Source organism: Reyranella sp., assembly GCF_036558665.1.
Classification (GTDB): Bacteria; Pseudomonadota; Alphaproteobacteria; order Reyranellales; family Reyranellaceae; genus Reyranella.
This window is the reverse complement of record NZ_DATBFE010000096.1, coordinates 51901-75484: the sequence shown is the minus strand read 5'-3', so window position 1 is coordinate 75484 and position 23584 is coordinate 51901. Positions and strand designations below refer to the sequence as shown.

The 23584-nt window shown below is 64.8% G+C and carries 23 protein-coding genes, 1 tRNA gene and 1 pseudogene; 10 read left to right on the top strand and 15 right to left on the bottom strand.

Annotated elements, in window-relative coordinates; all coding sequences use genetic code 11:
* Positions 1 to 2 precede the first annotated feature (2 nt).
* Positions 3 to 920, top strand: a complete 918-nt coding sequence (locus VH499_RS15610) for an aminotransferase class IV (RefSeq protein ID WP_332053662.1) — start codon at positions 3 to 5, stop codon at positions 918 to 920.
* A gap of 224 nt (positions 921 to 1144) precedes the next feature.
* On the opposite strand, the gene VH499_RS15605 is transcribed toward VH499_RS15610, so the two are convergent.
* Both VH499_RS15605 and VH499_RS26170 read right to left on the bottom strand, forming a co-directional pair.
* Positions 1145 to 1801, bottom strand: a complete 657-nt coding sequence (locus tag VH499_RS15605; RefSeq protein ID WP_332053661.1) for a substrate-binding domain-containing protein — start codon at positions 1799 to 1801, stop codon at positions 1145 to 1147.
* A 117-nt stretch (positions 1802 to 1918) separates the two neighbouring features.
* Positions 1919 to 2050 (bottom strand): annotated as a pseudogene (locus VH499_RS26170) (LysR family transcriptional regulator); the annotation flags it as partial.
* A gap of 141 nt (positions 2051 to 2191) precedes the next feature.
* Between VH499_RS26170 and VH499_RS15600 the strand changes: the two are divergent.
* Genes VH499_RS15600 through VH499_RS15570 form a run of 7 tightly spaced genes read left to right on the top strand, consistent with a single transcriptional unit; the run spans position 2192 to position 10644 of the window.
* Positions 2192 to 3418, top strand: coding sequence for an ABC transporter substrate-binding protein (locus VH499_RS15600; RefSeq protein WP_414709798.1), 1227 nt, complete (start codon positions 2192 to 2194; stop codon positions 3416 to 3418).
* Positions 3419 to 3428: 10 nt separating this feature from the next.
* The gene (locus VH499_RS15595; RefSeq protein ID WP_332053659.1) at positions 3429 to 4187 is read left to right on the top strand and encodes an ABC transporter ATP-binding protein; all 759 of its coding nucleotides are present in this window, start codon (positions 3429 to 3431) and stop codon (positions 4185 to 4187) included.
* The gene (locus VH499_RS15590; protein ID WP_332053658.1) at positions 4184 to 4900 is read left to right on the top strand and encodes an ABC transporter ATP-binding protein; all 717 of its coding nucleotides are present in this window, start codon (positions 4184 to 4186) and stop codon (positions 4898 to 4900) included. The genes VH499_RS15595 and VH499_RS15590 overlap by 4 nt, the downstream gene beginning before the upstream one ends.
* A 3-nt stretch (positions 4901 to 4903) precedes the next feature.
* Positions 4904 to 5785, top strand: a complete 882-nt coding sequence (locus VH499_RS15585) for a branched-chain amino acid ABC transporter permease (RefSeq protein ID WP_332053657.1) — start codon at positions 4904 to 4906, stop codon at positions 5783 to 5785.
* Positions 5786 to 5790: 5 nt separating this feature from the next.
* The gene (locus tag VH499_RS15580) at positions 5791 to 6810 is read left to right on the top strand and encodes a branched-chain amino acid ABC transporter permease (protein ID WP_332053656.1); all 1020 of its coding nucleotides are present in this window, start codon (positions 5791 to 5793) and stop codon (positions 6808 to 6810) included.
* Positions 6807 to 8897 carry a hydantoinase/oxoprolinase family protein gene (locus VH499_RS15575; protein WP_332053655.1) on the top strand — a complete coding sequence of 697 codons (2091 nt, stop codon included), beginning with the start codon at positions 6807 to 6809 and terminating at the stop codon, positions 8895 to 8897. Before VH499_RS15580 ends, VH499_RS15575 begins: the two co-directional genes overlap by 4 nt.
* 1 nt (position 8898) lies before the next feature.
* Positions 8899 to 10644 carry a hydantoinase B/oxoprolinase family protein gene (locus tag VH499_RS15570; RefSeq protein ID WP_332053654.1) on the top strand — a complete coding sequence of 582 codons (1746 nt, stop codon included), beginning with the start codon at positions 8899 to 8901 and terminating at the stop codon, positions 10642 to 10644.
* A 150-nt stretch (positions 10645 to 10794) separates the two neighbouring features.
* Here the strand turns inward: VH499_RS15570 and VH499_RS15565 are convergent.
* From VH499_RS15565 to VH499_RS15535, 7 genes are all read right to left on the bottom strand, one after another.
* Positions 10795 to 10870 (bottom strand) — tRNA-Glu (locus VH499_RS15565).
* Positions 10871 to 10942: 72 nt separating this feature from the next.
* Positions 10943 to 12763, bottom strand: coding sequence for a single-stranded-DNA-specific exonuclease RecJ (gene recJ, locus VH499_RS15560; protein WP_332053653.1), 1821 nt, complete (start codon positions 12761 to 12763; stop codon positions 10943 to 10945).
* Between the two features lie 87 nt (positions 12764 to 12850).
* Positions 12851 to 13339: a hypothetical protein gene (locus tag VH499_RS15555; protein ID WP_332053652.1), complete on the bottom strand. Its 489-nt coding sequence runs from the start codon at positions 13337 to 13339 to the stop codon at positions 12851 to 12853.
* Between the two features lie 85 nt (positions 13340 to 13424).
* Entirely contained in the window at positions 13425 to 14408 is a 984-nt protein-coding gene (gene glpX / locus VH499_RS15550; RefSeq protein ID WP_332053651.1) for a class II fructose-bisphosphatase, read from the bottom strand.
* Positions 14409 to 14437: 29 nt separating this feature from the next.
* Positions 14438 to 15730, bottom strand: a complete 1293-nt coding sequence (locus VH499_RS15545; RefSeq protein WP_332053650.1) for a homoserine dehydrogenase — start codon at positions 15728 to 15730, stop codon at positions 14438 to 14440.
* 25 nt (positions 15731 to 15755) lie between these two features.
* On the bottom strand, positions 15756 to 17012 hold the full coding sequence (locus VH499_RS15540; protein ID WP_332053649.1) for an LL-diaminopimelate aminotransferase: 1257 nt from the start codon (positions 17010 to 17012) through the stop codon (positions 15756 to 15758).
* Between the two features lie 40 nt (positions 17013 to 17052).
* Positions 17053 to 17592, bottom strand: coding sequence for a hypothetical protein (locus tag VH499_RS15535; RefSeq protein ID WP_332053648.1), 540 nt, complete (start codon positions 17590 to 17592; stop codon positions 17053 to 17055).
* A gap of 182 nt (positions 17593 to 17774) precedes the next feature.
* On the opposite strand from VH499_RS15535, the gene VH499_RS15530 reads away from it, so the two are divergent.
* Positions 17775 to 19601, top strand: a complete 1827-nt coding sequence (locus tag VH499_RS15530; protein WP_332053647.1) for a class I poly(R)-hydroxyalkanoic acid synthase — start codon at positions 17775 to 17777, stop codon at positions 19599 to 19601.
* Here VH499_RS15530 and VH499_RS15525 read toward each other — a convergent pair.
* The 6 genes from VH499_RS15525 to VH499_RS15500 form a co-directional block, all read right to left on the bottom strand.
* Positions 19598 to 19960: a 6-carboxytetrahydropterin synthase gene (locus tag VH499_RS15525; RefSeq protein WP_332053646.1), complete on the bottom strand. Its 363-nt coding sequence runs from the start codon at positions 19958 to 19960 to the stop codon at positions 19598 to 19600. The two genes, VH499_RS15530 and VH499_RS15525, sit on opposite strands and share 4 nt — an antisense overlap.
* The gene (gene queE / locus VH499_RS15520) at positions 19960 to 20592 is read right to left on the bottom strand and encodes a 7-carboxy-7-deazaguanine synthase (protein ID WP_332053645.1); all 633 of its coding nucleotides are present in this window, start codon (positions 20590 to 20592) and stop codon (positions 19960 to 19962) included. The genes VH499_RS15525 and queE overlap by 1 nt, the downstream gene beginning before the upstream one ends.
* Before the next feature lie 19 nt (positions 20593 to 20611).
* On the bottom strand, positions 20612 to 21151 hold the full coding sequence (locus VH499_RS15515) for a gamma carbonic anhydrase family protein (RefSeq protein WP_332053644.1): 540 nt from the start codon (positions 21149 to 21151) through the stop codon (positions 20612 to 20614).
* A 75-nt stretch (positions 21152 to 21226) separates the two neighbouring features.
* Positions 21227 to 21703 (bottom strand): 30S ribosomal protein S9, encoded by a 477-nt coding sequence (gene rpsI, locus VH499_RS15510; protein WP_332053643.1) that lies wholly within the window; start codon positions 21701 to 21703, stop codon positions 21227 to 21229.
* Between the two features lie 2 nt (positions 21704 to 21705).
* A complete protein-coding gene (rplM, locus tag VH499_RS15505; protein WP_332053642.1) occupies positions 21706 to 22170 on the bottom strand; it encodes a 50S ribosomal protein L13 in 465 nt (154 codons plus the stop codon).
* Between the two features lie 114 nt (positions 22171 to 22284).
* A complete protein-coding gene (locus tag VH499_RS15500; RefSeq protein WP_332053641.1) occupies positions 22285 to 22713 on the bottom strand; it encodes a PaaI family thioesterase in 429 nt (142 codons plus the stop codon).
* A gap of 33 nt (positions 22714 to 22746) precedes the next feature.
* Between VH499_RS15500 and VH499_RS15495 the strand changes: the two genes are divergently transcribed.
* Positions 22747 to 23541, top strand: coding sequence for an enoyl-CoA hydratase (locus VH499_RS15495; RefSeq protein ID WP_332053640.1), 795 nt, complete (start codon positions 22747 to 22749; stop codon positions 23539 to 23541).
* Positions 23542 to 23584: the final 43 nt, after the last annotated feature.

Below are 23584 nucleotides of genomic sequence, written 5' to 3'. Positions count from 1 at the left end.
CAATGAGTGCAACAGAGGCCGGCAGCGCCCAGGGCTACCTTCCCGATGCAAGAAACGAGAAGGTGCTGGTCTACGTGAACGGCGATCTGGTGCCGCGCCAGGAGGCGCGCGTGTCGATATTCGATGCAGGCTTTGCGCTCGGCGACGGCGTGTGGGAGGGCCTGCGGCTGGTCAAGGGCAAGCTGATCAGCCTCGATGCCCACATGGATCGGCTGTTCGAGGGCGCGCGCTCGATCGATCTCGATATTGGCCTCGATCGGCAAGGCGTGATCGAGGCGGTACGGCACACGCTCGACCGCAATGGCATGAGCGATGGCGTCCACATACGCCTGATGGTGACACGCGGCATCAAGACTACGCCCAACCAGGATCCGCGCTTTGCCGTTGGTAAGCCCACGATCGTGATCGTGGCCGAATATAAGACGCCGTTGCCGGAGGCAAAGGCCCGCGGCTATGCGCTCTTCACCTCGACTTTCCGCACCACCGGCCCGGATCAGTTCGACCTGCGGCTCAACTCGCATAGCCGACTGAATCTCATCCAGGCGCTGATCCAGGCGATCAAGACCGGAGCGGACGAGGCACTGATGCTCGACCCGAGGGGCTTCGTTGCCTCCTGCAATTCGACCAACTTTTTCATCGTGCGCAAGCGTGAGCTCTGGACTTCGACAGGTCTCTACAACTTCAAGGGCATCACCCAGGCCAACGTCATTGCGGCCTGGCGCAACGCGGGCGGCATCGCGCGGGAGTGCGATTTCACCCTGGCGCAGGTTTATTCTGCGGACGAGGCTTTCGTGACCGGAACACTGGGCGGCGTGACGCCCGTGACGAAGGTCGACGGACGTCTCATTGGCAACGGCCAACCCGGTGCCCTGACGCGGGAGGCGAGCCAGCTTTATCTGAAGGCCGTAGGCGCGCTTTGACGGACGGCGGTTCGCACCGCGCCAGGAGCGGCGTCGGATGGGACAAGGGTTGGCGCTATGCCTAGCGCTTGCAATATCGCCGGCGACGCGAGAGCCAGCTCTTCAGGGAATTGAGTGAAAAGCCCAATTCCCTGCCGCGCAGCTCGCGGAAGTGGGCCACTCCCAGGCCGGCTCGCATCCATGCGCGGTAGTGTGTCCGTTTCCTCTACATCGGCGGAGTTTTCTTAGGGTGACACCACCAACCCACTCTGCTTGAGCACCTCGCAGGCAATGCGAATGATCGTGTCGGTTCCACGGTTAGCACTTTCGCGGGCCTGGCATATGAAGAGCGGACGTGGTGCGATGCGAGGCCTGGTCGTCAATACCTTCAGCTTTCCCGATCGAATCTCCGACCGCAATGTTCTGAAGGGCAAGACGGCAATAGCGTGGCCGGCGCAAACAAGCTGCGACATGAGCGTATGTGAGTTGCAGGCGCTGAGATGCTCCGGTTCGAGGCCGGCCCGGCCGAACCACTCCATGATGATCGTATGCAATGTCGACGGCTCGGGATTGGTAATAATTTGGAGCTGCGCAAGGTCCGACGGCTCCAGCTCGCGCTTGGGCAGAGCTAACCGCGGACAGGCGATCCATCCCAGCTCGATGCTGCCGATCTTTCTCGCGACGACGCGATCGTCCGGCTCCGGATCCGTCACGATGGCAAGGTCGAGCTGACGAGCGTTGAGCTTGCGGCTGAGCAAGGTGCCGACATCCACGGTCAACTCGACCCGCAACTCGGGGAAGCTCTCCGTCAGCTTTGAGAGCAGCTCCGGCAATGCCATGAGCGCGACCGATTCCACGGCACCGAGCCGCAACAACCCGCGCATCGGATCGCGCTGCTGCACCGTCTGCTCGAGGTCGTTGGCGAGCCGCAGTATCTGCCTCGTCCTTGCGAGGATGTCGCGGCCCGCCGCCGTGATCTCGGCCCGCTGATGGACCCGGTCGAAGAGCGTGACCGCAAGGCCCGCTTCGAGTTCGCGGATGCGCGCCGATATCGTCGGCTGGGTCAGCCGAAGATGACGTGCCGCCGCGTGGAACGAACCGAGCCGCGCGACCCAGTAGAAGGTTTCGATCTGTATGAAGGTGGCCTTCATGACAGAGTATCTTTATCAGTTTGCCATCTTCTTTTCGATTATCTTCTATCGTCGGACGGGCCGTATGATCTGGCCTGTCGGGTGACGATCAACAAAGAACGAGCACGCGTCGTTCCGACGACACGTTCAAGGGAGGGTGCGATGGGAAAGTGGTGGGTTGGCACGCCTGGTATCTGCCTCACGGTTGTTGCCCTTGCCGCGGCCGGCCCGGTCAAGGCGCAGGACGAGATCAAGATCGGAGCTTTCTTGCCCGTGACTGGCGTTACCGCCGACGTGGGTGCCCAGATGAAGGCGGGAATCGAGGTCGCCGTTGAACATGCCAACGCGGCGGGCGTAAAGCTCGACAAGCCCTATAAGCTCCGGGTGATCTTCTACGATACCGAGGGCAAGGGCGATGTCGGGTTGAACGTCGTTACCCGCGCCTTGTCGGTCGACAAGATCGACATCGGCGTCGGATTCATCAGCAGTGACGTGTTCACCCGTGTCATGGACGAGTTTCAGAAGGCAAAGGTGCCGGTCGTCGACTGCTGCGCCGCCTCGCTGAAGGTCGGCGACAAGATCGCCGAGCGGAAGATGACGTACGTCTTCCAGCTGAGCCCGACAGCAAGCGACATCGCAAAGTCGGTGGCGGCGGCTGTGGGGCAGTGGGTCAAACCGGCGAAGGTCGCGATGCTGAACGAGAACACCGATTCCGGCCGCGATTTCTCGAAAACCACGAGAGAGTGGTTTGCCGCACATGAGCCGAAGGTCGAAGTCGTTGCCGACGAATTTGTCGATCACGGGGCAACCGACATGACGGCGCAGATGGCGAAGTTCAAGCGCTCCGGGACGCAGGCAATCATCGGCGAGATCTACGGCTCGAGCGCGCCAATTCTCTATGAGCAATGGTACGAGCTGAAGGTGCCGGCGATTATCGCGCACATGGGCGCGACCGCTGCCGCAGGCAGCTTCATCGAGCAAAATGCCAAGGTCATGGAGCATTCGATCGTCAACGTCCGCTGGTGGCCCGCCGCCTACTCTCCTGTCTCGGAGCCGATGATGGCGGCCTACAAGAAGAAGACCGGCCGCGATCCGACGAACTTCTCGGTGCAAGCGCACGATTCCGCGCTGGTCGCGATCGACGCGATCCAGAAGGCAGGCAGTCTCGACGCCGAAAAGATCAGTGCGGTTCTGTCCAAGACCACGTTCCAGACCGCGTGGGGCGACCGCAAGTTCACCCCGCTCGAGGAAGGTCACCGGATGCCCATCGAGACCGTTGTCGCGCAGGTTCAGAACGGCAAGGCCGTGCCGATCTATCCCGCCGCTGTCGCGAAGTCGGCCGGCGGCACTTACAAGGCCGTCCCGCCCTACGCCTGGGAGATGAAGTAGCTGTCCTGTCATGCACCAAGCGTCCCTGGGCACATCCGCCGAAGCACCTGCCGCCGTCCTTTCGGTCGAAGGACTGAGCAAGCGCTTTGGCGGCGTCGTCGCGGTGGACGACTGTTCGTTCGAGGTCGAGCGTGGGTCGGTGGTCGGAATCATCGGTCCGAACGGGTCAGGAAAGAGCACGCTCTTCAATCTGCTGACGAGCGTGCTTCGCCCTGACAGGGGCGTGGTCCGCTATCGGGGCGAGCGCATCGACGGGCTTCCCCTCTACGAAATCGCCCGCAAGGGGATCGGCCGGACCTACCAGTCGGTGAGGATCTTCCGCGACCTGCCGGTCTGGATGAATCTCGAGATCGCGGCCATGGGCCGGGGACGCTCGGCCTGGGAAGTCCCGGCGCGGCAATGGCTGGAGCGGTTCGGACTGACCCACCTTGTCGGCGACGCTTCGGACACCCTGTCGGTCGGCCAGCAACGACTCCTGGAACTGGCGATGAATCTCGCCATGTCCCCGGATCTCCTGCTGCTCGACGAGCCTCTCGCCGGCGTCAATCCGGTCGTGCGCGACACGATCGCCGACGCGGTTGTCGCATTGCGCCGCGAAGGCAAGACATTCCTCATCATCGAGCATCACATGAACTTCGTGATGCGCCTCTGCGACAAGATCGTGGTCATGGACCATGGCGAGAAGATCGCCGAGGGAACGCCTGAATCGATCCGCGAGGACGCGCGCGTGATCAACGCGTTGCTCGGCAAAAGGGCCGCCCAGGCATGATACTCGAGGTCAATGACGTCCGCGCCGGCTACGACCGACTGGAGATCCTCCAAGGGGTCTCCCTCTCGGTAGCGCCTGGCCAGATCGTTGGCATCATCGGCCCGAATGGCGCCGGCAAATCGACGCTTCTGAAGTCGATCTTCGGCTACATCCGTCCTTTTTCGGGCCGCATTGCGCTGCGCGGCGAGATCCTGAATGGCTGTCGGCCTGACCAGGTGATGCGACGGCGGGTCGGCTTCGTCGCCCAAGCCGGCGGGCTCTTCGCCGAGATGACGATCGAGGAGAATCTGCTGCTCGGTGGTTACAGCGTCGGCGACACGGGCACCGTCCGCGGCGCGATCCGCGAGGTCTACGACCGCTTTCCGCTTTTTCGCGAGCGGCGTCGGCAGCTCGCCGGCAGCCTCAGCGGCGGCGAACAACGGCTCCTGGCGATCGCCCGTTCGCTCATCATCAAGCCAGAGCTGTTGCTGCTCGACGAGCCTTCGGCGGCCCTCGCCCCGCGCTTTATCGACGAGGTCTATGAGACGCTGCGGAAGCTGAACGCACAGGGGATCGCGATGCTCGTCGTCGAACAGAATACCGGCGTCATCCTCGACACGGCCGATCGCGTGTTCGTGCTCGAAATGGGCACAAACGCCTTTGACGGAACCCCCGCCGAGCTGCTCGCTGACGACCGCATCCGGCGACTCTATCTGGGCTCGGAGGCCGCCTGACCGATGCTCGAGTCGATCGTCGAGTTCCTCATTCTGGGCATCGTCCTCGGTGGCATCTATGCCTTGTTTTCGACCGGGCTGACCCTGATCTTCGGCGTGCTTGACGTCATCAACGTCGCGCATGGCGAGTTTTTCGCCATCGGCGGATACATCGTCTTTGCCACTGTCGTGCTGCTCCATCTCTCGCCGGCGCTCGGTCTTCTCGCCGCAACGACAGGATCGTTCCTGCTCGGGCTCGCCGTCTATCCGCTACTGATCGCACCGTTGAAGCGACGCCTCGGCCGCCGGCCGCAAGGGCCGCTCTTCCTCGTGCTGACGCTTGGGCTTTCGACTTTCCTCCAGAGCACACTGCTGGCGATCGGCGGCGGCGATTATCTTCGCGTTCCCCCCTTCGCCCGGGGCATGCTCGATCTCGGCTTCACAGCGGTGAGCTACCAACGGCTGCTGATTCTCGCGGTCGCGACCCTGGCCCTCGTGGCTCTGTTCACGTTCCTGCATTTTCATCGCCAGGGCATGGCGATCCGGGCCGTTGCCCTGAACCCTGACGCAGCCCAGGCAGTGGGCATCAATCTCGGCATGATCTTCACCCTCGCTCTCGCGCTGGGCGTCGCCTTGGCGGGAATGGCCGGCGCTCTCATGGCGCCGCTCTTCAACGTCTATCCGGCCGTCGGTTTCGCGTTCACCATCAAGGCCTTCGCGATCACGATCCTGGGCGGTCTCGGCAATCTCGCCGGGGCGCTCCTCGCGAGCTTCGTCATCGCAATTGTCGAGACGCTGTCGGTCCTGGTCATTCCCTCGCAATGGCAGAACGTGATCGCTTTCGCGATCATGATCCTCATCCTCCTGATCAGGCCACAGGGCCTGCTCGGCCGGGCCGACCGCTGATGATCATGACCCGATCCACGCGACGATGGCTCTGGTTCGTCGGCGCCGTCGCGACCGCGGCCGCGGTACCGTTTGCCGTGCCGCATCCCTTTCTCTTCAACCTTCTGATCCAAGCCGCGATCTGGGCATTGGTGACGGCGAGCTGGGACCTGCTAGGCGGCTATGCAGGTCAGATCTCGTTCGGCCATTCCGGATTCTTTGCGCTCGGCGCCTATACCGCCGCTGGCCTCGCTTATCACCTCCACGTTTCGCCGTGGTTCGGTCTCGTGGCCGGAGCCATATTGTGCAGCCTGGTTGGCCTTTGCGTGGGATTCCCGGCGCTTCGACTTCGCGGCCACTACCTCGCGCTCGTGACACTCGGCTTCGCCGAGATCATTCGGCTGGTGGCGCAAAACTGGGTACAGATGACCGGTGGTCCCTTCGGCATGCACGATTTCGGCACGCTCCCGGGTCTTCCGACTGCTCTTCTGCGCTACAACGAGACGCTTTATCTCGTCGTGCTCGGCATCGCGGCCGCTGCGATCGCACTCATGCTGACCGTATGCGAGCACACCGACGCGGGCAAGGCGTTTCGCGCCATCCGCGAGGATCAGGTCCTCGCGGAAAGCCACGGTATCAACATCAAGGTCTACAAGCTCTACGCCTTCGCGTTGAGCGCCGCATTGGCCGGGCTCGCCGGCGGCCTCTACGCCTTCTCGATCGGGCTTGTAGACCCGAATCTCGCGTCGCCGCTGACCAGCGCGATGATTCTTGGCATGGCGGTATTCGGCGGAATCGGCACGATCTGGGGGCCGGCGCTGGGCGCCGTGCTGCTCTTCATGATGAGCGAAGGACTTCGCTTCGTTGGAGTCGTTTACAATCTGATCGCCTTCGGGCTCGTCATCATGGTCTTCGTGATCTTTGTGCCGCGCGGGGTTGCCGGGCTGAGGCTCGGCCGCAACGAACGACTTTCGAGGCGCGACTTGTTGCAATCGGAGCAGGCTGGCACCAGGCCGGACCCAGTCCAGCGGCGGGAGGTGATATGAGCAGGGTTGAACCGGGCGGCTGGCGCCTGGGCGCCGATGTTGGGGGAACGTTCACGGACCTTGTGCTGCTGTCGCCCGACGGACGCGCCACCACTCGGAAGGTGCTCTCGACCACTGCCAACTATGCAGACGCGATCCTGCAAGGAGTCCGCGAGCTGCTCGCCAGCGCGGGCATCGCCGCGGGTGAGATCGCCGAGCTCATTCACGGTACCACCGTCGCGACCAACGCCATACTCGAGCGCCGCGGCGCCCGGACGGGGCTTGTCACCACCGAGGGCTTCCGAGACCTCCTGGAGATTGGCCGGATCAGGCTATCCCGCCTCTATGACATGGACCAGCAGCGCCCAGTTCCGCTCGTGCGGCGGCGCTGGCGTTTCGAGGTCGAGGAGCGCCTTGATCATAAGGGCAACATCCTGCGGCCGCTCGACCCGCGCAGCATTGACCGGGTCATCGACGCAATGCTTGCAGAGGACCTCGAGTCCCTCGCAGTCTGCCTCGTCCATGCCTACGCCAATCCGGTCCATGAGCGCGCGGTCGCGGCCGCGGTCCGTGCTCGGCTGCCCGGTCTGCATCTCTCCCTGTCGTCCGAGGTGCTGCCCGAGATTCGCGAGTTCGAGCGTACCAGCACGACAGTGACGAACGCCTATGTGATGCCGGTCATTGGCCAGTATCTTTCCGCACTTGAAACCCGGCTCGACTCGCTTGGCATGACGGCGCCGATCCTGATCATGCAGTCGAATGGCGGAGTCATGAGTGCGCGCCGGGCGCGTCAGCGTCCGGTCCAGATCATCGAATCCGGCCCGGCTGCCGGCGTCATCGCCGCGGCGGCGCTGGCGCGCCGGGTCGGCGCGCCGAACGTTATCAGCGTCGATATGGGCGGGACGACGGCGAAGGCCTCGGTGATCGAGGACTACGAGATCAAGCGGTCGAACGAATTCGAGATCGGCGGGCCCATCTCCCAGGGGAGCCGGCTCAACAAGGGCGGCGGCTACCTTTTGAGGACGCCGGCGATCGATATCGCCGAGGTCGGGGCTGGCGGCGGCAGCCTCGTCACCGTCGACGACGCAGGCGCGCTCCATGTCGGACCGCAGAGCGCCGGGGCTGTTCCCGGCCCGGTCTGCTACGATCTCGGCGGCGCTGTCGCGACGCTTACCGACGCCAACGTCGCCCTCGGCTATCTGGCGCAGGACCGGCTGCCCAGCGGTCTGGTGCTTGCGGCCGAGAAGGGACGGCGGGCAATCGAGGAGCAGATCGCGCGGCCGTTGCGACTCTCGATCGACGAGGCGGCGCACGGTGTCTACCTGGTCGGCTGCGCCGGGATTGCCCGTGCCGTGCGCGCCGTCACCATCGAACGCGGCCGCGACCCACGCGACTTCACGATCATCGCCTTCGGCGGCAATGGCCCGCTGCTCGCCGCCGAAATGGCGCGATCGCTCGAGATCGGCAGCGTCCTCGTGCCGCTCGCCCCGGGGGTGTTCAGCGCGCTCGGTCTGCTCGAGGCCGATGTCGAACACCACCTCGTCAGGACCTTCAACCGACCGCTGGACAGAGTCGCGGACGGCGACCTGGCGCGCGAACTCGCGGCGCTCGCCAACCAGGCGCGGGATCTGACGCTGACGGAAGGTCACCGCCAGCAACTGGCGACCACTTCGGCGGTTGATGCGAGATATGCCGGGCAGTCGTTCGAGCTGACCGTTCCGGTGCCGGATCTCGATGCTGGAGGGCTTGCCGCAGCCATTGCCGAGGATTTCGGTCGCGAGCACGAGCGCACCTATGGCCATCGTGCCCCGGGCGACCCCATCCAGATCGTCAATCTGCGGGTTATCGCCCGCGTACCGCAAGGGACCGGACGGCAGGCGATCCGCCCGGCCACCGAACCGACTGCCGGCCAGGCGCAGCGGCTCGCCTATTTCGGCGCGCGACTCGGACAGCTTTCGACGCCCGTCATCGGCCGCTTCGATCTCGCGAAGAGCGCGCGGCCCGGCCCGCTCCTGATAGACGAATACGATGCGACCACGCTGGTGCCTCCCGACTGCACTGCGCGGCTCGACGCGCTCGGCAACATCATCATCGCGGTGGAGACGTGACATGGACGCGCGCGAGGTCAGCGATCCGATCCTCCTCGAGCTGGTGAAACATGCACTCGATGCGATCGTCGACGAGATGGCGATTGCACTGGTGCGCACCGCCTACTCGAACAACCTGAAGAATTCGATGGATATGAGTTGCGCACTCTGCGACGCGGAAGGCCGGCTCATCGCGCAGGGAATGACCCTGCCGCTTCACCTCGGCTCGATCCCTGATGCGATGCGCCATGTCCGGCGAAAATTCGGCGACGGGGTCCGGCCTGGCGATGTCTTCATCCTCAACGATCCATACGAGGGTGGCACCCACCTTCCCGATTTCTACATCCTGAAGCCGGTATATCGCGCTGGCATGCTTGCCGGCTGGGCGGCGACAGTCGGCCATCAGCTCGATGTCGGCGGGATGACGCCGGGCGGCAATGGCTGCGATGCCACCGAGATTTTCCAGGAGGGTCTGCGGATCCCGCCGCTTCGGCTCTACGACAGGGGACGTCCAGTGGATGCCGTCTTCGCGTTTATCGAGCGGAATGTGCGCGTGCCGCGGCAGGTCCTGGGCGACGTCCGCGCCCAGCTCTCGGCCTGCTCGGCGGGCGAGAAGGCACTGTTGCACCTCATCGAGAAATACGGTCCCGAGCGCTTTGCGGCATGCCTCGATGCGCTGCTCGATCAGGCCGAACGGCTGGCGCGGAATGCGATCCGGGCAATGCCGGACGGGCGCTACGACTTCGAGGACTGGATCGACGACGACGGGATCGATCCCGGCGAAATTCCGATCAAGGTGACGATCACGATCGCCGGCGACCGCTTGATTGCCGATTTCACCGGCAGCGCGCCGCAGGTCAAGGGAGCCATCAACTCGCCCCTGCCCTTCACGAAATCCGCGGTCTACGCCTGCGTCCGCCACCTCATCGGCGGCAATCCGCCAAACAACGAGGGCTATTTTCGGCCGATCGAGGTGATCGCCGCACCAGGGACGATCGTCAATCCGGTGATGCCGGCCGCCGTTGCAGCGCGTGGCTTGACCGGCTTCCGTGCCGCCAATGCGATCTTTGGAGCGCTCGCCAAGATCGCCCCGGATCGCGTCTTCGCCTGCGAGATGGGCGGCGATACCGGCATCAGCTTCGGTGGCTATGATGCCGAGCGACGGCCCTTCGTCTTTCTCGAGTTCCTGTTCGGCTCCTGGGGCGGGCGGCCGACCCGCGACGGGATGGATGCGGCGTCGAGCTCGGTCGTCAATTTCTCGAACAACCCGATCGAGATTGTCGAAGCCGAGTATCCCTTGCTGATCGAACGATACGGTTACGTGCCGGATTCGGAAGGCGCAGGGAAGTTCCGGGGCGGTTCGGCGCTGGTCCGCCAGTACCGCTTCCTCGAAGCCGAAGGAACCCTCCAGGTACGCGCCGACCGCCAGAAGCACCTGCCCTACGGACTTCGGGGCGGCCGGTCGGGAACGCCATCGATGAACATCCTGAACCCTGGCGGCGCCACCCGGCAAATGCCGAGCAAGTTTCGCCATAGCGTGCGTCGCGACGACGTGTTCCGCCATGCCCTTGCCGGCGCCGGTGGCTGGGGCAACCCTTTCGACCGCGATCCGGCGCTCGTCGCCTTCGACGTCGCGGAAGGGAAAGTCTCAGTCGAGCGGGCGCGGCGCGCGTACGGCGTCGCGCTCGACGTGGCAACCGGCGAAATCCTGACCGAGGACACGAATAGGCTTCGACAGACGGCACGACGGGTGAGCCGCGGCCAGTGAGGACGAGGATATTGTTCGCCTGCAGGAAGTCCAGAAGAGCGGTGATCTCACTCTACGGTCCGGCTTGAGGGATCTCCTACCTTCCTGGAGAAACTGGGGCGCAACGACTCTTCAAAGTCGGGCGCAGAAGTTCTCTCTTTTGCACAGGGATGGCGTCCCCAAGGGGATTCGAACCCCTGTTACCGCCGTGAAAGGGCGATGTCCTAGGCCTCTAGACGATGGGGACGAGGCCGCGAGAGCGGGTGGGTGTAACGGGCTCCGGCAGTGAAATCAAGGCGCTGAACCGCGCGGCAAATGCCTAACCGAGCACCGTTCCGGCAGCCGATGCCGCATCGTCGATCTGCAGGCGCACGCTCTGCCGGCCGTTATAGCGGTCGAGGCGCAGGGCGCCCGCGACGTGCAATACCGGCTTGGCGCGATCAAGCAACACCGCGCCGAGCGGCGTCTGGCCGGCGCGAAAGGCGATCGCGTCGACTCGCCCACGCTCCTGGCCGACCAGGGTGCAGCGGACATGTCCCTCGCCGACGGGCTGGGCGTAGTCGACCCGGACGCCGGTCAGGGCGAAGCGCGGCAAAGCGTTGCCGGCGCCGAACGGACCGGCGCGCTCGATCATGGCGACCAGTTCCTCCGTGGCCCCACCCGGGGTCAGCGCCGCATCGATTCCGAGCTCGCGAATGGCGGGAGCAGCGCCGAGCTGCGGCGCCACACGTTCGTCGAGAAACCGCGCCAGCGCCGCCAGCTGTTCCCGCGCCACCGTCAGACCGGCGGCCATGGCGTGGCCGCCGCCATTGATCAGCAATCCCGATTGCCGTGCCGCGATTACGGCCGCGCCCAGATCGACGCCGCGCACCGACCGGCCGGAGCCTTTGCCGATCTCGCCATCCATGCCGATCACAAAAGCCGGACGGCCATAGCGCTCCACCAATCGACTGGCAACGATGCCAATCACGCCGACATGCCAGCCCTCGCTCTCCACCACAAGCGCCGCCGGCAGGGACTGCCGCCCGGCACCGTACGCGCGCTCGATGTTCTGGATCGCCTGGTCGAGGACCTCACGCTCGATCGCACGGCGTTCGGCGTTGAACTCATCGAGCCTGAGCGCCAGGGCACCCACCTCGTGCGGATCGTCGCTCGACAACAGGCGCGCGCCGAGATCGGCCTGGCCGACGCGGCCGCCGGCATTCACCCTCGGCCCGAGCAGGAAGCCCAGATGATAGGCACCCGGCGGCTCACGCAGACGCGCCACGTCGGCAAGGGCTGCGAGGCCGACATTGCCTCGATCGGCCATGACGCGCAGCCCCTGGCGGACCAGTGCACGATTGATGCCGGTCAGCGGCACGACATCGGCGACCGTTCCGAGCGCCACCAGATCGAGCCAGCGGCGCAGATCCGGTTCCGGCCGCGAGGCGCCGTACCAGCCAATTCCACGCAGCGCCCGGTTGACTCCGACCGCGAGCAGGAAGGCCACGCCTACGGCGGCAAGTTGCCTGTGCGGGCTCGCCTCGTCGACGCGATTGGGATCGACAACGGCGACGGCTGGCGGCAAAGCGATCTCGGCCTGATGGTGGTCGACCACGATCATGTCGAGCCCGGCCCGCCTCGCCTCGGCCAGTGGCTCATGAGCGGTGACGCCGCAGTCCACCGTGATAACGACGCTCGCCCCATCTTCCTTGAGCTTGAGCAACGCCGCGGTATTGGGGCCGTAGCCTTCCTTGCGACGGTCGGGAATGTAGAGACAGACATCGCCGCCGACGCTGCGCAGGAACCGCAACAGCAGGGCGGACGACGTCGCTCCATCCACGTCGTAATCGCCGAACACCGCGATGCGCTCGCCGGCCTGGATGGCGCTCACCACGCGTGCGACCGCCGCATCCATATCCTTGAGATGCGAGGGATCAGGGAGGAACTTGCGTAGCGTCGGCTCGAGGAAATCCGGCACCCCCTCGAGATCGACCTCCCGCGCTGCCAACAGCCGGCAGATCGCCTCGGGCAGGCCGTGACGCTGCGCCATCGCGATCGCCATGCGCTCGTCCGCCAGCCGTTCGGCCCAGCGCCGGCCAGTAAGCGATCGTTCGACACCGAGAAAGGCGGCACGGGCGCTGCGGACTTCGGATGGCATGCCGACAATGTAGTTGTCCAACGGATGGACGCCACCTGCTCGGCATTCATAGGCTGTGGGCAATGCGCCCGATCGTCCGCCGGTCGACTACCACTTCCATTCAAACGGCCAGAGTCGCAGGACGGCGATATTGACGCGATTCGCCTTTACACCGCCGATCTGCAGCGTCAACGGCGCGCCCTTGACCTGGATCTGCACGCTTTCGCGAGTGCCGGGGCAGTTCGTGGCCCGGTCCGCGCCGAGGATCGGAAGGCGCTTGTTTTCCTGGACCGCGTCGATCCAGCCCACTTCCGACAACACGATGCGATAGCGACCAGCCGGCAGATATTCCAGCGTGACGATGCCGCCGTTGCCGTTGTCGCTGCCGCGCTCGGGAGCAACCGGATAGATCACCTCGGAGACCGGACGCAGCTTGAGCGTGAACACGCCTTCCTTGGGCAAGGACTGCGCACTGTCGATCGGAGGCATGTAGGCAGAGAACGGATCGGGGTCCCTCGACTGGGCAGACGGCAGGAGGCCGCAGACGTCCTGCGCCGCGGCGGGTAGCGCCAGCGACGACAGAAAGGCGACGACCAAGGCACTCCCTGTCTTTGTCATCCGGACCGTGAAGCGGGACTCCGCTCAGGCACGCGAACCGAAGGTCCGCGTCCGGAAAGAATGACTAAGCCCAGCTCGGCAGACCAGTCTTTATCGAGAAATTGTGATTGGCCGAAATCCACCGCACCGTGCCGGTCTTGGAGCGCATGACAATGGAATGGGTCTCCGCGCCGTTGCCGAAACGCCGCACGCCCTTCAGCATCGAACCCGAGGTGACTCCGGTGGCGGCGAACATCACATCGCCCTTCGCCATATCGGTCATCGCGTATTTGCGGTTGAGGTCCTTGATACCCCATTTGCGGGCGCGGGCCTTCTCGTCGTCGTTGCGGAACAGGAGGCGCCCCTGGATCTGGCCGCCGATGCAGCGCAGCGCAGCGGCGGCCAGCACCCCTTCCGGCGCCCCGCCCGAGCCCATGTAGATGCTGATCCCCGAATCCCCGGTCGAGGTCGCGATGACGCCGGACACGTCACCGTCGCCGATCAGCATGATACGCGCGCCCGCTTCACGGACCTTCGCAATCAGCTCGGCATGGCGCGGCCGGTCGAGGATGCAGACCACGAGATCGGCAACCTCGACCTTCTGGGCCTTCGCCAGATCCTTGAGGTTGTCGGCCGGCTTCTTGTCGAGATCGACGATTCCGTCGGGCAAGCCGCCGCCCACCGCGATCTTGTCCATGTAGACGTCGGGCGCGTTGAGGAAGCCGCCGTGCTCGGCCATCGCCATGACCGCGAGCGCATTGGGCAGTCCCTTGGCGGTGATGGTCGTGCCTTCGAGCGGATCCAGCGCGATGTCGATTTGCGGGCCACCTGTACCCACTTTCTCACCAATGTAGAGCATGGGCGCCTCGTCGCGTTCGCCCTCGCCGATCACCACCGTGCCGTCGATGGCCAGCGAATTGAGCGTCGTGCGCATGGCATCGACGGCGGCCTGGTCGGCCTGCTTCTCGTCGCCGCGCCCCATCAGCTTGGAGGCCGCAAGCGCGGCCGCTTCCGTGACCCGCACTGCCTCCAGTGCCAGGTTGCGGTCCATCTTGCCCATGTCAGCCATCGTTTCCTCCGTCTCCTGGAACGCCCCCTTCAAAGCGCCTCTATCCTGATCAGGCAGGGTTCCTCCGCCACTGCCCGCAGCTTTCCAATGCGCGCCGCGGCCCTCTGCATGGCCGCCTCCTCGGTCTCGTGCGTGGTCAGCACCACCGGCACCTCGGCCGACCGCGAGCGGCCACGCTGCAGCATGGACTCCACCGAAATCCGTTCCTTCGCCAGCACGCTTGAGAGCGCCGCGATCACGCCCGGCCGATCCTGCACCATCAGGCGCATATAATACGCGCCAATATGCCGGCCCATGGGAGAGACTTTCTTGGCCGCGAGCCGGGCTGCCGGCACGACGAAGGCCGGCATGTCCCGGCCGCGCGCCACGTCGACCAGGTCGGCCACGACGGCGGAAGCCGTAGGGCCCTGCCCCGCGCCGCGGCCCTGGAACATGGTGGTGCCCACAAAGTCGCCTTCCACGACCACGGCATTGAACACGCCCTCGATATGGGCGATCGGCGCCTCGAGCGAGACCATGCAGGGATGGACGCGCTGCTCGATGCCGTACGGCGTCCCGCGCGCGAGGCCAAGCAGCTTGATGCGGTAGCCCAGTTCCTCGGCGAACTGGATGTCCATGGACGTCACGCGGCGGATGCCTTCGACATGCACGCCTTCGAAATTCACCCTGCAGCCGAACGCAGCGCCCGTGAGCACCGCCAGCTTGTGAGCGGCGTCGATGCCATCGACGTCGAAGCTGGGATCCGTTTCGGCGTAGCCGGCAGCCTGCGCTTCGGCCAGCACCACGTCGAAGTCGCGCCCGGTCTCGCGCATGGTCGTCAGAATGTAGTTGCAGGTGCCGTTCAGGATGCCATAGAGCCGTCTCACCCGATTGCCGACCAGGCCTTCGCGCAGCGCCTTGATGATGGGGATACCGCCCGCGACGGCCGCCTCGAAGGCGAGGATGCGTCCCTTCTTCTCGGCCAGCGTGGCAAGCTCGGTGCCGTGCATGGCGAGCAGCGCCTTGTTGGCGGTCACTACGTGCTTGCCAGCGGCAAGCGCCTTCTGAACGAGCTGTCGCGCGATGCCGCGCGAGCCGCCGATCAGCTCGATCACGACATCGACGTCGGGTGCCGCGGCGAGCGCCAGCGGATCCTTCTCCCAGCGCACGCGGGAAAGATCGATATCGCGCTTCTTGGCTTTGCTGCGAGCGCTGACAGCGACCAGCTTGAGCGGGCGGCCGCCGCGCAGGGACAGCAGCCGGCCGTGCTCGGCCAGCAGTTTGACCACACCAGCGCCCACCGTGCCGAGCCCGGCAATGCCGATTCTGAGAGGAGAATTCATGGTTCCCTGACGCGACGGGAATGGATCAGGCACGAGCCTTCAGGGGCGTGATGTTGTCGCCCACGCCGCGCAGGTAGAGATCGACCGCCCGGGAGGGGTCGGCCATCACCTGGCGGATATTGCGGATGGCCTGGCGGATGCGATGCTTGTTCTCGACCAGGGCAATGCGGACATGTCCATCGCCATGCTCGCCGAAGCCGATGCCTGGCGAGACCGCGACGTTGGCCTGGGTGAGCAGAAGCTTCGAGAAGGCGAGCGATCCCAGTTCGGCAAAGGCCTGCGGGATTGGCGCCCATGCGAACATGCTGGCGGATGGTGGAGGCAGCGCCCAGCCGGCCGCCGTCAGCCCCTCTATCATCACGTCGCGGCGTTCCTTGTAGGTGGCGCGTGCCTCGGCAACGCAGTCCTGCGGCCCGTTCAACGCCGCGGTCGCCGCCACCTGAACCGGTGTAAAGGCGCCGTAATCGAGGTACGACTTGATGCGCGTCAGCGCCTGGATCAGCGTCCTGTTGCCGGCTGCAAAGCCGATACGCCAGCCGGCCATCGAGTAGGTCTTGCTCATCGAGGTGAATTCGACTGCGATCTCGCGAGCGCCCGCGACCTGCAACACCGAAGGCGGTGGCACGCCGTCGAAATAAATTTCCGCATAGGCGAGATCCGACAGAATCCAGATGTTCTGCCGTTTGCAGAAATCGACGACAGCCGCATAGAAGTCGAGATCGACGACCTGTGCGGTCGGATTGGAAGGATAGTTCAGCACCAACGCGATCGGCTTGGGCACCGTATGGCGCACCGCGCGCTCGAGCGCCGGCAGAAACTCCTGGGTCGATGTGCTCCCGGGCACCGGGATGTGCCGCACCGACCCTCCGGCGATGATGAAGCCGTAAGGATGGATCGGATAGCTCGGATTGGGCACCAGCACGATGTCACCCGGCGAAGTGATCGCCTGGGCGAGGTTCGCCAGGCCCTCCTTGGATCCCAGCGTCACGATGATTTCGTTCTCTGGATCGAGTTCGACACCGAAGCGGCGTTGATAGTACCCGGCCTGCGCCTTGCGCAGGCCGGGAATGCCGCGCGACGCCGAATATCCATGGGCGCGCGGATTGGCGGCAGCTTCGGCAAGCTTGGCCACGATATGCGGCGCGGTTGGCAGGTCGGGATTTCCCATGCCGAGGTCGATGACGTCGTGTCCGGCGGCTCGGGCGCGCGCCTTCATGGCGTTCACTTCCGCGAACACATACGGCGGAAGGCGCTTCAAGCGGTGAAATTCAGAGTCGTCCATTGGTTCTTCCTTGCGCTCAGGGGTCAGCGAACCCGTCGATTCAGGAACCGGGAGGCTTGGCGCCGGCCGGCGCCGGAAGGGGGCCGTTTGCAGGCGGCGGCACAGGCGTGCCCGTCACCGGCGCGCGCGGTGGCGCGACCGGTTGTGTCGGCGGTTCCCCGGCGGTGGTATTGGCCTGCTTGCCCGAGGCCGCGTTCTTGTCGGCCTCTTTCGCAGCGTTGTCAGCCTTCTCGCGGGCCTCGCGTTCCTGAGCGTCGCGGGCCTCTTCCTCCTTCTCCTGCTTTTCCAGCTGCGCTTTCTGACCGCCGCTTTCCGGAACGATCGAGCCGATCTGGGGCGTGTTGCGCATCGTGTCGACCGGTGCAATCGCCGGGTCGTACTGCTGGCCGGCGGGGGGCGGTGGCAAGCTCGCACTTACCGGCACATCGCGGTCGAGCCCCGGTCGCAGCTTGCCCATATCGACGGGCGTGCTGCTGTCAAACCAGTCGCAGCCGGACAGGAGGGCCGCCATCGACACCGCAAACACGCCGCAAACGCAGCCTTTGCCGATCCTGCTCCTGGAACCCTGCATCGTCGTCACCTGCCAGAACCCTGCCCGCGCTGTTTAACGAAGGTCGAGAGGAAGTTTGACCCGTCAGTTGTCGCAGCCTACCTAGGAATAAAGTCTTGGCAGCCCGAACGAGCCGGCACAAGTTATAGCATCGGGATGCCGCAAATACCGCAAGAAAAGCGGCTAGAGCAATGACTTAAGAGAGGAAACCCATGTCGGACACCTCTGCGCCTCCAGGCCCGTCCAGCACCATCTCCGGATTCTCCGACGCGGAGTCCGAGACGATGCGCGCCGCCTTCACCGACATCGCCGAGCGCAGCCAGAAGCTCTTGAAGGAATTTGCCGAGCGCTATGCCACCGAAGGCCCGCAACCAGCCGATCCGCTGCACCTTACGCAGGCCTTCATGGATTTCACGGCCAGGATGCTGGCCGATCCCAACAAGCTCGTGCAGGCGCAAATCGAGCTCTGGCAGCAATATATGCGGCTCTGGCAGGTGACGGCCCAGCGTATGATGGGCCAGAAGGTCGAGCCGGTAGCCGAACCCGCCAAGGGGGACAAGCGCTTCAACGATCCGGCGTGGAAGGACGAGGTGGTCTTCGACTACCTCAAACAGTCCTATCTGCTGACGGCGCGCTGGCTGCAGGACATGGTGAAGGACGTCGAGGGCATCGACGACAAGACCGCTCGGAAGGTCGAGTTCTACACGCGGCAATTCGTGGACGCGATGTCGCCGACTAATTTCGCTCTCACGAACCCGCAGGTCGTGAAGGCTACGGTCGAGAGCAGGGGCGAGAACCTGGTGAAGGGACTGCAAAACCTCCTCACCGATCTCGAACGCGGCAAGGGACGGCTGGCCATCCGGCAGACCGACATGAAGGCCTTCAAGGTGGGCGAGAACGTCGCGACATCGCCCGGCAAGGTCGTCTACCAGAACGAGGTGATGCAGCTCATCCAGTACGCGCCGCGGACCGACGAGGTCTATGCGATGCCGCTTCTGATCGTGCCGCCCTGGATCAACAAGTTCTACATTCTCGACCTCAAGCCCGAGAACTCGTTCATCAGGTGGTGCACCGAGCACGGCTACACCGTCTTCGTGATTTCCTGGGTCAATCCCGACGAGAGCCTGAGCAAGCTCGTGTTCGAAGACTACATGAAAAAGGGCCCGCTGGCCGCGCTCGATGCGATCGAGAAGGCAACGGGAGAGAAGAGGGTGTCGGCGATCGGCTACTGCATCGGCGGCACATTGATGGCGACGACGCTCGCGTACATGGCGGCGCGCGGCGACGAGCGGATCGCCGCCTGCACCTTCTTCACGGCGCAAGTCGACTTCACCGAGCCGGGCGAACTCGGCGTCTTCATCGACGAGGATCAGCTCGCCGGCGTCGAACAGGTGATGAGCAAGAAGGGCTATCTCGACGGGACGGAGATGGCGACCACCTTCAACATGCTGCGCGCCAACGACCTCATCTGGTCGTTTGTCGTGAACAACTACCTGATGGGCAAGGACCCCTTCCCGTTCGATCTCCTGTTCTGGAATGCCGACGCGACCCGGATGCCGGCCGCCATGCACAGCTACTACCTGCGCAACATGTACCAGAAGAACCTGCTCGCCAAGCCGGGCGGTCTGGTGATCGACAACGTGCCGATCGATCTCGGCAGGATCACGATTCCGGTCTATCTGCAGGCCGGCAAGGACGACCATATCGCGCCGGCCAGGTCGGTCTACAAGGCAACGCAGCTTTTCTCCGGCCCGGTGCGCTTCATGCTCGCCGGGTCTGGCCATATCGCTGGCGTCGTCAATCCGCCGCAGGCCAGGAAATACCAGCACTGGCTGAACGAGACGGCGAAGAACCCGCCGACGCTCGAGGAGTGGAAGGCCGGCGCCACTGAGTTCCCCGGCTCGTGGTGGAACGACTGGGACAAATGGCTGTCGGAGAAGTCCGGCCCTAGGGTCCCCGCTCGAATCCCGGGCCACGGTGATTTGCCGGCGTTCGAAGAGGCACCGGGATCCTACGTGAAAGTCCGGCTGATCGACTAAGGGCCGCGATAGGTGACCGACTCGTCCTGGCTGTCGCGGAAGACGGCAACCTTGACGAGGCCTTTGGTCACGGGAGCGAGCCTACGCCAAATCCAGGCGGCGAGGTTCTCCATCGTCGCCGGGCCGAGACCGGGCACGTCGTCGAGCATGTGGTGATCAAGCGCCCCGCGCGCCTCGGCGAGCGTTCTCTCCAGCAGGCCGAAATCGATGACCATTCCGGTCTCGGGGTCCGGTTCGCCGCGCAGCGTCACCTCGGCACGATAGGAATGGCCATGGACGCGTTTGCTCGAGGCGGTGTCGATGCTGCGCTTGAGCGTGTGCGCGGCGTCGAACCGGAACGACTTGGTGAGCTCCCACATCAGCGGATGCCCAGATGCTTGTGGGTCTGCGTGCTGAGTTGCCATTGCGGATGGGCAAGGCAATAGGCGATTGCCCGCTTCGTGTTCTCGGCAACGTCGGGGCCGTCCATGGGCTGGAGCGAGAAGCGCCGGAAATCGAGACCGAGCAACGCCTCCGGCGGCACGTCGGCCTGCGGATAGACGAGCTTCAACTCGTCGCCCTGCTTCACCTTTAGCTCGTCCAGTGTCTTGGGGCTGACGCAGACCCAGTCGATGCCGGCCGGCAGTTCGAGCGTGCCGTTGGTCTCGAGCGCGATCTCAAAGCCGCGACGGTGTAGCGCCTCGACCAGGGCTCCATCGACCTGAAGCAATGGCTCGCCGCCGGTCAATACAACGAAACGGCGCTCGCTTGGGCCGTCCCAGGCGCGCTCGACCGCTGCCGCAAGATCGTCGGCCGTGGCATACCGGCCGCCCAGCGTGCCGTCCATGCCCGCGAAATCGGTGTCGCAGAACCGGCATGTCGCTGTCGCCCGATCCTCCTCGCGACCCGACCAGAGATTGCAGCCGGAGAAACGGCAGAAGACCGAAGTACGGCCGGCCTGCGCCCCCTCGCCTTGCAACGTCTTGAAGATCTCCTTGATTGCGTAGCTCATGAGCCCGCCTCTGCGCCGCCTACTCCGCCGCCCGGAGCGCGCCGCCGGCACGATAGGCATTGGCAAGCGTGACATAGTGCGCCGCTGCCCGTTTGAAACCCTCGATGTCCTGCTCGGCGAGGTCGCGCATTTTGACCGCCGGGTTGCCGGCCCAAAGCTCGCCGCTGCGGACGATCTTGCGCGGCGGCACGACGGCGCCCGCCGCCACCATCGCGCCCGATTCGACTACCGCATTGTCGAGCACCGTCGAATGCATGCCGATGAAGGCGCCGTCCTGGACCTCGCAGGCATGCAAGAGAGCCAGATGGCCGACGGTGACGTTGCGCCCGACCACAGTCCCACGGCCCCGCGCGGTGACATGGATCACGGTGCCATCCTGGATATTGGAACCGTCGCCGATCCTGATGCCCGGACCGTCTCCGCGCAGCACCGCGCCGAACCAGATGCCGCACCGCGCGCCGATCTCGACTTCGCCGATCAGCGTCGCATTGGCGGCGATGAACGCCGTCTTGTCGACCTTCGGCACGAAGCCGTTGAACGGAACGATCAGACCCGACATGCCCTTCTCTCCACAAGAACGAAGGGCGCCTCGCGGGCGCCCCTCGACCATATCGACTGGCTCTCGGGGCGCCGCTTAGCGCTTGGAAAACTGGAAGCGGCGGCGCGCGCCGGCGCGACCATATTTCTTGCGCTCGACGACGCGGCTGTCGCGGGTGAGAAAGCCGTTGGTCTTCATGGCGCCTCGCAGGTCGGGCTCGAACTTGGCCAGCGCCTGGGCGATGCCGTGACGGACCGCGCCGGCCTGGCCAGAGAGGCCGCCGCCGGAGACGGTGGCAATGACGTCGAACTGGCCGCCGCGCTGCGACACGTCGAAGGGCTGCTGGATCACCATCTGCTGTGTCGGGCGTGCGAAATAGACCTGCTGGTCGCGGCCGTTGATGACGATCTTGCCGGTCCCGGGCTTGACCCAAACGCGAGCGACGGCGTTCTTGCGCCGGCCCGTGGCGTAGGCACGGCCCTGGGCGTCGATCTCCTTCTCGCGGATCGCTGCGGGCGCCGGCGCGACGGGCGCCTTCTTCAGCTCGGCGAAGGATGAAAGTTCGGTAGCCATGGTCAGCCGATCCTCGAATTCTTGCGGTTCATTCCAGCGACATCCAGCTTCTCCGGCTGCTGCGCCTCGTGCTCGTGATGGGGCCCCTTGTAGACGCGCAGGTTCTTCATTTGCTGGCGGCCGAGCGGCCCCCGGGTGATCATCCGCTCCACGGCCTTGACGATGACGCGCTCGGGGAAGCGGCCTTCAAGGCGCTTGCCCAGCGTCTCGCCCTTGATGCCGCCGGGATGGCCGGTGTGCCAGTAGAAGGATTCGCGCTCGGCCTTGCGGCCGGTCAGGCGCACCTTCTCGGCATTGACCACGACGATGTTGTCGCCGCAGTCGATGTGCGGCGTGAAGGTCGGCTTGTGCTTGCCGCGCAGGCGCATGGCGATGATCGAGGCCAGCCGGCCCAGGACCAGCCCATCGGCATCGATCAGCACCCACTTCTTCTGCACGTCGGCAGTCTTAAGGCTCAGGGTTTTCATGGCACTTTCTTCCGTGAGCCGGCGCTTATGGGGAGCATGCCGGCAAATGTCAAATCGAGTGCAATAATCAAGCACAATCAAGCCATTAACGATGAGGTAACACAATACCGCAGGCTAACCTTTTGATCTGCGTGGGATCGAATAGGTCATGGTGGCATGCGCCACGGGCTCGCTTTGCCCGTCGTTCCAGATGGTGAAATCGCCGACGGCGAGACTCCGCCCGAGCTTCAGCAGGCGGCCCTCCCCTACCAGCTGGCTGGCCGCCTTGGGCTTGCGCATGAAGTTGATATTGAGGTTGGTCGTCACGGCCAGTGCCACCGGCCCCAACTGGCCGAGGATCAGCAGATAGAAGCCGACATCCGCCAGCCAGACCAGCGTCGGGCCCGAGACCGTGCCTCCCGGCCGCAGATGTTGCTCGTCCGTGGGCAGGCGCAAACGGATCGTCCTATCGTCGAGATGCTCGATCTCCATGCCGGCGGTCGCGGCCTGCGGAAATTCCCTGTCGAGAAACACCATCAATTCCGCTGTGGTCATCACCGGCATGACGCCGCCCTGCTCAAGCCATAGAATGAATTCATGTCCATTACTCCCAATGAGCCTGTCCTGTTGCGTCGCGACGAGGACCGCATCGCCATCCTGACGCTGAACCGCCCGCAGGCCATGAACGCGCTGTCGGGCGAGCTTATAGACGCGCTTCAGGCGGAATTCGACAGGCTGGCGGTGGACCACGCTGTCCGCTGTGTGATCATCGAGGCAACGGGCCGCGCCTTTTCGACCGGCCACGACCTTCGCGAGGTCGCCGGCCGCAAGGACTACGCCTTCCACCACGACCTGTTGACGCGCTGTTCGGCGATGATGCTGTCGATCCATCGCCTGCCCCAGCCGGTGATCGCCAAGGTCCATGCCATGGCGACGGCTGCGGGCTGCCAGCTCGTCGCCGCATGCGATCTCGCCGTCGCCTCGAGCGAAGCGACCTTCGCCACCTCGGGCATTACCAACGGCCTGTTCTGCGGCACGCCGTCGGTCACGGTCGGCCGCAATGTGGGCCAGAAACGTGCGCTCGACATGCTGTTCACCGGCCAGTTCGTCGACGCCACCGCGGCGCTGCGCGACGGTTTGGTGAGCCGTGTGGCGTCGCCTGAAGAATTGGACAAGGAGACGATGGCGCTGGCGGAACGGATCGCCGCCCAGCCGCCGCAACAGATCGCGTCGGGCAAGGCGATGTTCCACAAGCACATGGAGATGAACATCGAGCAGGCGTATGCGCTCGCGACCGAGTTCATGGCCGGCGCCCTGCAGAGCGAGGACGCCCAGGCAGGCATCGATGCCTTCGTGAACAAGAAGCCCAGGCCCGAGTGGAAGGGAAAGTAGTCGCGTCTTGCGCTCGGGCATGACAGGCCGAGCCGTCATCCCT